The organism is Opacimonas viscosa, from assembly GCF_024199005.1.
Classification (GTDB): Bacteria; Pseudomonadota; Gammaproteobacteria; order Enterobacterales; family Alteromonadaceae; genus Opacimonas; species Opacimonas viscosa.
In genome coordinates, this window is sequence record NZ_JANATA010000017.1 from 35568 (window position 1) to 47121 (window position 11554).

7 protein-coding genes are annotated in these 11554 nt (G+C 41.8%); 4 read left to right on the forward strand and 3 right to left on the reverse strand.

Annotation, left to right across the window (positions count from 1 at the left end; genetic code table 11):
• Positions 1 to 69: 69 nt before the first annotated feature.
• Entirely contained in the window at positions 70 to 3201 is a 3132-nt protein-coding gene (locus NLF92_RS09720) for a TonB-dependent receptor (protein ID WP_254101301.1), read from the reverse strand.
• Positions 3202 to 3469: 268 nt separating this feature from the next.
• Between NLF92_RS09720 and udk the strand changes: the two genes are divergently transcribed.
• The 3 genes from udk to NLF92_RS09735 all read left to right on the forward strand — a co-directional run bounded on the left by udk (position 3470) and on the right by NLF92_RS09735 (position 6299).
• Positions 3470 to 4102: a uridine kinase gene (gene udk, locus NLF92_RS09725; protein ID WP_254101303.1), complete on the forward strand. Its 633-nt coding sequence runs from the start codon at positions 3470 to 3472 to the stop codon at positions 4100 to 4102.
• 92 nt (positions 4103 to 4194) lie between these two features.
• Positions 4195 to 5409, forward strand: a complete 1215-nt coding sequence (locus NLF92_RS09730) for a NupC/NupG family nucleoside CNT transporter (RefSeq protein WP_254101305.1) — start codon at positions 4195 to 4197, stop codon at positions 5407 to 5409.
• Between the two features lie 35 nt (positions 5410 to 5444).
• A complete protein-coding gene (locus NLF92_RS09735; protein WP_254101307.1) occupies positions 5445 to 6299 on the forward strand; it encodes a 2OG-Fe(II) oxygenase family protein in 855 nt (284 codons plus the stop codon).
• Between the two features lie 24 nt (positions 6300 to 6323).
• Here NLF92_RS09735 and NLF92_RS09740 read toward each other — a convergent pair whose 3' ends face one another.
• Together NLF92_RS09740 and NLF92_RS09745 are read right to left on the reverse strand one after the other, a co-directional pair.
• Positions 6324 to 6803: a MarR family winged helix-turn-helix transcriptional regulator gene (locus NLF92_RS09740; protein WP_254101309.1), complete on the reverse strand. Its 480-nt coding sequence runs from the start codon at positions 6801 to 6803 to the stop codon at positions 6324 to 6326.
• A 14-nt stretch (positions 6804 to 6817) separates the two neighbouring features.
• Positions 6818 to 8785 (reverse strand): BCCT family transporter, encoded by a 1968-nt coding sequence (locus NLF92_RS09745; protein ID WP_254101311.1) that lies wholly within the window; start codon positions 8783 to 8785, stop codon positions 6818 to 6820.
• Between the two features lie 287 nt (positions 8786 to 9072).
• On the opposite strand from NLF92_RS09745, the gene NLF92_RS09750 reads away from it, so the two are divergent.
• Positions 9073 to 11547: a TonB-dependent receptor gene (locus NLF92_RS09750; RefSeq protein WP_254101313.1), complete on the forward strand. Its 2475-nt coding sequence runs from the start codon at positions 9073 to 9075 to the stop codon at positions 11545 to 11547.
• Positions 11548 to 11554: the final 7 nt, after the last annotated feature.

Genomic DNA, 11554 nt, shown 5'->3' on the forward strand with positions numbered 1-11554 from the left:
AAAAAACCGCTGCTTTAGCAACGGTTTTTAGCTGTTGTATCTAACTTACGATACTTTAACTTACAATACTTAGAACTTGTAGTTAAAGCCTACACGAACTTCCCATAAAGACGGGCTACGTGAATAGCTTGTGCCAGGTGCAAAGAATTGTTCAAACACATACTGACCTTGGTCATTAATGTGCGCATCGATAATGTTATCACCAACGAAATTACCTTGCTTCAAGACACCCCAATCAGAGTTTAAGAAGTTAGTTAAGTTTTTCATAACAAAGAATGCACTTGCTTTGTGGCCTTCGTAGAATGCTGGTAATTCTTGAGAGATACGAACATCTACTTTAGACCACCACTCTGCATTCTGGCTGTTACGGCCAACGATTTCACCACGAGCCAAACCGGCTGAATCGACGTATGCATCAAATGCTGCACGATCAAAACCATCTGCATAAACGACATTCGCATCATCAGTTGTCGGGATATATACCAGACCGCGAGAGCTAGACGCATCCCAGCCAAATAAATCACCGCCAGATTCAGAGAACGTTAACGAGTAAGGCTTACCATCAGATGCTGTCGCATATAAGTTGAAGCGCGTTGTTAAACCATCAAAGATTTCTGTTTTATAACCTAACTTGAATGTGAAACGATGTGGAATTTCATAATCAGATGTTGCTGCAACTGGTGCATTGACATCAGAAACCGCTACATTAATAAAGTTAGAATACGCTACAGAGCTAGTCATTGGGTTTGCATCAGACGCATCTGTATAAGCATACGCTGCTGTTGCATCGATGCCGTTATCCCACTCTTTTGATACCGATACAGAAACCACTGTTGAGTCACCATCGTTGCTAGAATCAACGTTTGTTAACAAGAAGTCACTACCGGCACGACGACCTGTAGTAGAAGTTTCATATGCTGGACGACCATCAGCTGCTACCGTGCCTGCTGGTGTTAAACCTAAGTCAACAATCGTTGCAGAATTCTGCTTATCTGTGTACATCAAATCAGCACTGATGACATAATCATCTTCAGTGATGTAAGTCGCACCGAACGAGTATTTCCACTCAGAAGGGATCTCAAAGCCTGGGTCAGTGGCATTGACATTACCGTTACCGTCCGCAATTGAAGTCGCAGCGACTTCATCAAATAATGCTTGTGGAATATCGTAAATCGGGCGACCTGCACCTGATAATAAACCATTCGCTGCAGATTCAAATAAGCTGTTACGACTGCGGTCTTGTAAACCAATGTTGGTTACACCATCATTCGAGTAAGCATTAGAAATCCAAACGTTTGGATTACCACCGGCATATAAACCTAAGCCACCACGGAATTCTAAGTTATCAGCATAAGCCCAGTTAAAGCCAACACGTGGTTGTAATAGATTGATACCATCAACGTTTGCTGTATTAGAGAAACCGTAACGCTCTGTAAAGTTAGCATTTGCTGTCGGACGGTCATCTGAGCTCCACATGTCATAGCGCAAACCTACCATTAACTGAATCTCATCCGTAAGATAGAAATCGTCTTGGACGTATAAAGTCGTGGTTGCATAAGAGAAGCTTGCCGCTGCGTCGTCTGGGTTGTTAGTACCCGCAGAGTTGTTGTAGTAAATACGTGCTGGTGTACCGGCTTCAAAATCAGCAATACTATCGAAACGATATTCACCAACAGTGTGCTGCATAAATAAGTTGAATACATCTAGGTCTTCATACTCAACACCAAACGTGATTTTGTGATCGTTGTTCGTATAATAAGTACCAGCAAATTTTGCTGTGAAGTTTTCCCAGTTTAAATCATTAGACTGACGAGAGTCATCTGGACCGATGTATACCGTCGCTCCACCGTCAGTACGGATTTGTGCTTCAGCGAAACCAGATGCAGCGTCAAGAGAAGTTTGGCGGTTGTCTAGTTTAGTTTGACCTAAACGCACTTCAGTTGAGAAGTTGTCAGCCCAATCTGAGTATACAGAAAGTACAGTTGAATCTAACTCTGCACCACGCTCATAGAAGTGATTAGAGAATGGTAAGCGGCTAGAACCACCATCAGACTGGCTGATTGAGAAACCGTCATTCCAGTTGTAGACAAATGATGCACGGTGCTGGTCAGAAATGTTCCAATCTAATTTAACTAATAATTTTTCGTCTTCGATTGGCGCACTACCTGGGAAACCACCCACGTCATAGTTATACAAATCAGAAGCAATACGAGTGATATCAGCAACGTCTTGAGCAGAAACTCGACCGTTGTCTAAAGCACCGTACGAGAATAATTGTGAACCTTCCACTTTTTCATAAGAAGTAAAAATGAAAAGCTGATCTTTGATTAATGGCGCACCGATATTGAAGCCATAACGCTTCTCAGTGTAGTTACCATTGTCGCTTTTGTCACCTTCCACTTCATCACCGCGGAAAGAGTCAGAGGTATAATCGAAGAATACACCGCCTTTTAATTCGTTCGTACCCGATTTAGTAACAGCGTTGATATTACATGCTGTGAAACCACCGTACTGTACGTCAAAAGGTGCTAATTCAACTGCAACCTGTTCGATTGAGTCAAAAGAAAATGGCATGTTTTCGGTTGGATAACCGTTAGAGTTCAAACCGAAGTTATCGTTTAAGCGCACACCGTCTAGTGTTAGGCTGTTAAAACGAGGAGATGCACCTGCACACTGAACGGAATCAGAACGTGTTTCATCGATGTAAAGGCGTGGGTCAGAACGGATGATATCTTTAATATCACGATTAATCGCTGGAGCGTTTTCTATATCAGAAAGGTCAAATACTGTACCTGGAGATGTGCTACCGAATACAGATGTTGAAACAGCAGATGCTGTAACACTGATCACTTCAACATCAGAAGACGTTTCTAAAGCAACATTCACATCGAACGTTTCACCTAGCTCAAGAAATACACCTTCAACAGTCGTATCTTGGAAAGCGTCAGAATCAACGATGATTTTATAAGGACCGCCAACACGCAAACCTTTAAGGTTAAAAGAACCAGTCTCACTAACCACAGTGTTACGCACTGTTCCTGAAGGAACGTGTAAGATTTGTACCGCAGTACCCGCCGCAGGTGTACCTGCAGGAGTCACAATTTTACCTGAAATACCAGAGGATGTTTCCTGTGCCATAGCACCAGCCGAAAGGCCCACGGATAAAGCTACAGCCATTGCAATACGATTAAATTTAATCATGCTAAGTGTTTTCCTGTTAGATTTAATGAATGTTAGTTATTAATATCTTATCGAAAACCCGACTTTTTAGCGCTTTAATCCATTAAAACTATTTATTCTTTTCTGTCGTTTTCGATGGGAATTGTATTCTATTTGAAAAATATGACAATTATATGAAGCAGAAAAAGTATATTTTTTCTACAAAGGCCGTAAATAAGTGATAATTTTGTGACTTTGCTAACGATTTTGCATAAACTTTCCATAGTTCAATAAAATTAAAACTTAAATAATGACAGAAAATTGTGCCAATCCCTATGTAATTGCTATCAGTGGAGCTTCCGGTTCGGGTAAGTCGCTATTTACTGCTAATTTGGTGGCAATGTTACCCCCAAATGCGGATGTTATCGTCATACAAGAAGACCGTTATTACCGTGCTCAAGATGACAAACCAATGGCTGCTAGAGTCATCACTAATTACGACCATCCTAATGCTTTTGAGCACGACTTATTAAAAGCGCATCTTTTAGCTTTGCGCTCCGGCAAAAATGTGGATTACCCTGAGTATTGTTACACGACGCATACTCGAAAACCAGCAACATCCGTTTTACCACCTGCCAAGATCATTATTGTGGAAGGGATCATGGTATTGGCCGCTCCTGAATTGAAAGATGCTTTTGATTTGACATTATTCGTTGATACCCCTTTAGATATTTGTCTGTTGCGTCGTACGTTACGCGATATTCAAGAACGCGGTAGAACCATTGAATGTGTTGCAGAGCAATACCAAGCGACGGTTAAACCCATGTATCACGCATTCATTGAACCGAATAAAACAATTGCCGACATGGTTATTACCCAAGGCGGTGAAAATCAAGCTGCTTTGCATGTTGTGGCACATCACGTACAATCCCTATTACGCTGATCACAGTATGCCCTACCCCGACTAAGATTCCGGCTCGGTCAATCATGATTCGGGGTAAATAGCACTTAATAAAAACAAAAAAGGCACTCCTTATGACAGGTATCCTCGGTATATTTATTCTAATTGGTTTAGCTTTAGCCTTGAGTTCACAGCGAAGCGCGATCAACTGGCGGACAGTTGGAGGTGCTTTTGCTCTCCAAGTAGGCATTGCTCTATTCATTTTATATGTTCCAGCAGGTGTCGCAGCTTTGCTCACAGTAACAGAATTTGTTGCCAATATTATTGCGTTTGCCGATCAAGGCATTAACTTTGTTTTCGGTGCTGTAGGAAATAAATCACTTGGCTTTATTTTTGCCTTTAACGTATTACCCGTCATTATTTTCTTTTCTTCATTAATTGCTGTGTTATATCACTTGGGTGTTATGAAATGGGTGATCAATATCATAGGGGGGGCTTTACAAAAACTCCTCGGCACAAGTCGTCCTGAGTCCATGTCTGCCGCAGCCAATATCTTTGTCGGGCAAACCGAGGCTCCTTTGGTGGTTCGTCCATTTATACCAAAGATGACACAATCAGAACTTTTTGCTGTTATGGTCGGTGGCTTAGCATCGATAGCAGGTTCAATTATGGCTGGTTATGCGGGGATTGGAGTGGAATTAAAATATCTCTTAGCCGCTAGTTTTATGGCGGCACCTGCCGGCCTATTAATGGCCAAAATTATTCTGCCAGAAACGCAGACGCCACATAATGATTTAGCCGTGGTCCAATCCAATGACGCAGAGCATGCCTTTGCGAATGTCTTTGACGCAGCTGCCTCCGGAGCATCCTCCGGGTTGCAACTCGCTTTAAACGTAGGAGCAATGTTATTGGCGTTTGTCGCCTTAATCGCTATGCTCAACGGTATCATTGGTTGGGCAGGTGGTTTATTTGGGCAAGAAAACCTGACATTTGAACAGATCTTGGGTGTGCTATTAGCGCCATTAGCATGGGCGATTGGGGTTGATTGGTCTGAGGCACAGTTAGCGGGGAGTTTTATTGGCCAAAAGATTGTCGTCAACGAGTTTGTCGCTTATTTGAGCTTTGTCGATGTATCTGGCGAGTTATCCCCAAAAACGCAAGCAATCATTACGTTTGCACTATGCGGTTTCGCTAACTTTTCATCTATTGCTATCTTGATGGGGGGGATTGGTGCGATGGCACCGTCACGTCGCAAAGACATCGCTCGTCTTGGTTTAAAAGCGGTCTGTGCAGCCACGCTAGCGAACCTCATGAGTGCGGCCTTAGCTGGCATCTTTTTATCATTCTAAACAAAATACACACTAGGTCACCAAAAGGAGTAAACATGTCACAATCTACACTGCAAGCAGTTGACTACTTGGCTCCGAATGCCAAGGAATTATTTGTCGCATCACTCAAAGAAACCGGGTTTGGGGTACTTAAAAATCACCCTGTTGAACAAGCTTCAGTACAAAGTATTTATACCAATTGGCAAACATGGTTCAATCAAGCGGATGCCGAAAAAGAAGCAAGTTTATACAATAAAGGTTCTCAAGATGGGTTTTTCCCAGCACGTATTTCAGAAACGGCGAAAGGTTTTACCCAAAAGGATATTAAAGAGTATTTTCATTATTATCCTTGGGGGCAGTGTCCTGCTGAGTTAAGAGCAGAAGTACATGATTACTACACAAAAACATCTGCTTTTGCTGCTGAGCTTTTAAGTTGGATTGAAGAATTATCACCAGCGGATGTTGCAACACACTATAGTGAACCGTTGAGCTCAATGATCCAAGATTCTGAGCAGATTTTATTGCGGATTTTGCATTACCCACCTCTTGACGGTGATGAAGAAGCTGGGGCAATCCGAGCGGCCGCTCATGAAGATATTAATCTGATTACGATCTTACCCGCAGCTAATGAACCTGGACTTCAGGTACAAGCCAAAGATGGTTCTTGGTTAGACGTACCAAGTGATTTCGGGAATCTGATCATTAATATTGGTGACATGCTCCAAGAGGCATCTGCAGGTTACTTCCCATCTACCTCGCATCGAGTTATCAACCCCCAAGGGGCTGATATGTCAAAGTCTCGTATATCATTACCGTTGTTTTTGCACCCTCGCCCAGATGTTGTACTATCGGATAAGCATACTGCAAAAAGCTATTTAACTGAGCGCTTGACCGAGCTGGGTGTTATCTAATACTCCAGCTAGTGGGTCCGCAAGCTAAATAATAGGCTTATCCAAATTACCCACTTCTAGTAATGGAGCAGCATCGAGCTTTTCAGCATCCATCATGGTCGCGATGCGTTGCATCGTGGCGACCATCTGTGACTTCTCCCACTCTTCTAGAGCGGAAAAACGGTTCACAAAATGTTCTTGCAAGGGTAGTGGTGCTTTGTCCAAGGCTTCCTGCCCAGATTCCGTCAAAAATACTCCAACACGACGCTTATCTTCTGTGCTGCGGATCCTACTGATTAAGGTTCTCGCTTCCATTCTATCCAAAATGCTCGTGACAGTGGCAGGACTAAGATTAATACTTTCAGCAATCTGCTTTACCATCACGCCAGGACGTTTACCGACTTCTTGGAGGACAATCAGTTGCGGTCCTGTTAATCCAACTTCTCGACTTAGCTGCTTTGAGCGCATATCAATCGCACGGATAACTTTACGTAAAGCAACTAATAATTCTTCATCTTTTAACATGAATATTTGTTCTCTTATTTTAACAAATGCAGGAAATGAACGTGTTTTTGATACTGCTCAACTACGTCGTTAATAATCGCTTCTTCTGGCCAGCTCATAATATCATAATCCAGACCACCCTCAGCTAAATGCACTTCTGCCCTGAAGTACGATTGTTCTTCATCTTCAGCATTTGCTTCTTCAATCAAATCTGGCTGAATATGAGTACGTGCCCTCACCGTATATACAAAGTCTGGTTGCTCCACATGTTCAACCACCAATGTCATCTTATCCGCTTCGATGAGTACGGAACTATTAATTTGATTATTTTGTAATTCTGCGGCCACCTTATCTAAAGCCGGTCGCACCTTGTCATTCAAAAAGCCCAAAACTTTAGATTTTGATGGAAAATTCACAATAATCGATAGACGTTTTTTCCAGTCATCATTTTTACTTGCAGGGGCTTGTGGCACAGCAACATTCATTGCTTGCTGTTTAGTTGACTCAATACTCAACGCTGTAAATGTGCCGTAAATGGCAATTAGCAATACCACCGTAAAGGGTAATGCACTGACAATCGACATTGTTTGTAAGGCCGATAAGCCACCATTAACCAGTAAAATACAAGCCACAACCCCAATAACAATGGTCCAATAAAAACGCTGCCATAACGGTGTATCATTATTACCATTACTGGCCAACATATCAATAACCATAGCGCCAGAGTCACACGATGTGACGAAAAATACAATGACCATAATTAGTGCAATAAATGATATAACATTGGTAAATGGTAAGGTTTCTAGGAAAGTAAATAGTGCTAGAGAGGCATCCGCAGAAACCGTGTCTGCGAGCTCTGTCATGCCTTGGGTATGAATCAATTCAATACCACTATTGCCAAACACGGTCATCCAAATAAATGTAAAACCTGATGGAATAAAAAGCACTCCTGTCAAAAATTCACGTATCGTGCGTCCTCTCGAGATACGCGCAATAAACATTCCAACAAAAGGTGACCATGAGAGCCACCACGCCCAATAAAAAATGGTCCAACCGCCAATCCAATCGGTTTTTTGATAAGCAAATAGGTTAAACGTGTTATGTACGATATCAGATAAATAGTTTCCTAAGTTTTGGACGAAGGCTTGTAACAAAAATAAGCTCGGCCCCAATATCAATACAAATAGCAACAAGCATACCGCTAAAATCATATTGGTTTGTGATAAGTATTTAATACCCTTATCTAAGCCAGTACACACGGAAATTAAAGCTAAACCGGTCACAAATACGATGATCATCAATTGGATATTTAAAGAGATACCGGTACCAAATAAGTAATCAATCCCTGAGTTAATTTGCATGACACCAAAACCCAGTGAGGTAATGACACCAAAAATAGTACTAATTACGGCAAAGACATCGACCAAATCTCCTCGCCAAGAATATATTTTGTCTCCAATCAAAGGGTGCAAGGCTGAACGGATAGTCAAAGGCAAATTATGCCGAAAGGAGAAATACGCGAGGATTAAGGCTACTACTGCATAGATTGCCCAGCCGTGTAACCCCCAGTGAAAAAAGGTCATTTTCATCGCTTCACGGGTGGCTTCAATCGAATTAGGTTCAGCTGTGGGCGGTGCCATATAATGCATAACCGGCTCTGCTACACCGAAAAACATCAAACCAATCCCCATACCTGCAGAAAACAACATGGCCAACCAGGTCAACGTTGTATAATCAGGTACCGCATGATCTGGTCCTAATTTGATATGCCCATGGCGAGATACACAAAGGTAGGCCACGGCAACAAGTATACCAGCGACAGAAATCACATAAAACCAGCCCGCAGTATCCACAATATAAGATTGCATACTGACAAAGAAGCTTTCCATATATGCAGGAAAGGCGACTGTCGCACACACCAGTAGTAACACTAAAATGCTAGAACTGATAAAAACCTTTTTGTTCAATTTATTAGGGTTATAACTATTTTTATTATTACTCATTGAGTTTTGCTATCTTTTTGGTTTATTTAACACCTATTATTTTGACGTTATTCTTGGTTTTAAGCAATATATATCCCTTAACATCCCAAACATGGTCTGTGTATTTCATTTTTTGTATAAAAAACAACCATCATACATGTACCTGTAGAACCGTAACTAGACCAGTCAGACCATAATCTCATTCGTATACAATTAATTAGTACACTAGCTAATTTGCAATTTTTTGTCGTTAAAGTAAACTATGCCCCGAGTTAAATTGATTTCACTTCAAACTAAATGGTATATAAATGAAACACATTAAAGGTAATCACAAGTTACCTCAACGTTCAAAAATCACCCTTGCAGTCTGTTCTGCACTAGCCCTTTCATCTGCTTCAGCGTTTGCCAATACGGCTGTTGACCAAGCTAAAATCGAAACGATTGAAGTGACAGCGACCAAACGCACACAAAATATTCAAGAAACACCTGTTGCTGTACAAGCAATGAGTGGTAAGCAATTAAAAGAACAAAACATCAGTAACTTTGATGATTTCGCTCGCTATGCTCCCAACATTACCCTAGGCGGTCGTGGACCTGGTCAGGCAGATGTCTTTATTCGTGGTATGGCTATCCAACCTATTACCGTTATGCTGTCAGGTGCCCAAGGAACGATGCCTAATGTGGCCCTTTATATTGACGAGCAACCGGTTACTGCGCCAGGGCGTAATCTAGATTTATATGCAACAGATTTAGAACGTATCGAAGTATTACCAGGACCTCAAGGCACATTATTTGGTGCTAGTTCACAAGCTGGTACGATTCGTTATATTACGAATAAACCAAGCTTAGGCGGCTTTGAAGCGGGTTTCAGTACAAAATTAGAAAACACTAAACACGGTGAAATGAGCACTTCTGCAGAAGGTTTTGTCAATATCCCTTTGACCGACGATTTAGCCTTCCGCGCGACTATGTATAGCGTAAACCGTGGTGGTTATATCGATAACGTTGCTGGTTCTTTTACATTGGATCCAGCTATAAACCCTCAATCATCTGTAGATTTAGGTCCAGATGCATCTTATGAAGCGGTCACGAACCAAGCATTAGTAGAAGATGACTTCAACGATAGTTTTTACCAAGGCGGTCGTTTTGGTTTGAAGTATTTTATCAACGATAGTTGGTCTTTATTACTCCAACACACCACACAATCTTTGGGTGCGGATGGGGTATTTGATTACGATCCAGAGGTCGGAGACTTAGCAGTATCACGTTATTTCCCCGATGCATTACGCGATGATGTAAATTTAACATCATGGGTACTTGAAGGTGAAGTTAACGATTTAGACATCGTATATGCAGGGGCCTTCTTGGACCGTGAAGTAGAACAGTCTATCGATTATACGGGTTACAACAACTCAGGTGGCTTTATTGCATATTATACGTGTACATATACGAACCCTGATTATGTAGTGAACTACAATATTGATCCTCAATTCATCACTGAAAACCGTGAGTGTAAAGATCCGACTAAAGGATTCCAAACTCAACAACAACACAATCGTATGACCCATGAGTTACGTGTTTCAGCTGATCCAACCGAACGTTTGAGTATTACTGCCGGTATTTATATGGATTCAACTAAAATCGAAACACTTGATGACTGGATCTACCCGGCGGTTAAAGAGTTAGGCTTTGCGCCTAATGCCCCTATTGCTGCTGCGGTGAGCATCTCAGATGCAACGCGTCCAGCTGATGTTGCATTCTTCAATGATATCACGCGTACAGAAGATCAAATCGCTGTTTTCAGTGAAGCGACTTATGCAATATCTGATAAGTTAAAAGCAACGCTTGGTCTACGTTGGTATGATTTAGAAACCGATTTCGAAGGTTCATCTAACTTTGCAGATGGTATCTTCCAAGGTTCAGTCAATACTGACCGAGGTCGTGATTACGACGCTTCTGGTGGCCACACGACAGAGCCTTTGCAAGAAGATGGCGTGATCCCTAAATTTAGCATAGCATATCAAGCAACGAACCGAATTATGTACTATGCCACATATTCTGAAGGTTTCCGTCCAGGTGGTTTTAACCGCGGTGGTGGTGTTGCTTCACGTAACCCTGATTTCCCAATGGTAGGAACGACTTATGGTACGGATGATGTGACCAACTATGAATTTGGTTGGAAAACATTATTACTCGACCAAAACTTGCGTTTCAACGGTAATGCTTACTTTATCGAGTGGGATAACATGCAGACATCGCGTTTTGACCCACAAAACGTATCTATCTTGACGTTCATTGAAAACGCGGCGAGTTCTGAAATCAGAGGTATTGAAACTGATCTCGAATATATCGCGACAGATAACCTCACCTTATATGGTGCATTCTCATTCAACGATACTGAGTTGACTGAAGTAAACGCACAAGTTATCGAAATGGCACCTATTGGCTCTACGCTACCTGTAACTCCTAAAACCCAAGGTAATATTAGAGCTCGTTATGATTGGTCAAACGCTGGATTCGACTTCGATTGGCAAGTCGCTATGCAGTTCGCAGCAAAAAGTTACAGCTCAATTGTTGCTGAAGAACGTTTTGCACAAGACAGCTACTCATTATTTAATGCATCAGTAGGTGCAGAAAAAGATGGCTGGCGTGTTAGACTATACGTAGATAACGTTACTGATGAACGTGCAACATTGTTTATTAACAATCAAGATGACATTAGTCGCATTAGCACTAACCGTCCTCGCACCATTGGTATGAGTGTAAATTATACGTATTACTAAGGTCTTT

Bases quoted from the DNA above. Each gene is read 5' to 3' on its own strand.
- NLF92_RS09720 (WP_254101301.1), bottom strand. From the start codon at position 3,201: ATGATTAAATTTAATCGTATTGCAATGGCTGTAGCTTTATCCGTGGGC.
- udk (WP_254101303.1), top strand. From the start codon at position 3,470: ATGACAGAAAATTGTGCCAATCCCTATGTAATTGCTATCAGTGGAGCT.
- NLF92_RS09730 (WP_254101305.1), top strand. From the start codon at position 4,195: ATGACAGGTATCCTCGGTATATTTATTCTAATTGGTTTAGCTTTAGCC.
- NLF92_RS09735 (WP_254101307.1), top strand. From the start codon at position 5,445: ATGTCACAATCTACACTGCAAGCAGTTGACTACTTGGCTCCGAATGCC.
- NLF92_RS09740 (WP_254101309.1), bottom strand. From the start codon at position 6,803: ATGTTAAAAGATGAAGAATTATTAGTTGCTTTACGTAAAGTTATCCGT.
- NLF92_RS09745 (WP_254101311.1), bottom strand. From the start codon at position 8,785: ATGAGTAATAATAAAAATAGTTATAACCCTAATAAATTGAACAAAAAG.
- NLF92_RS09750 (WP_254101313.1), top strand. From the start codon at position 9,073: ATGAAACACATTAAAGGTAATCACAAGTTACCTCAACGTTCAAAAATC.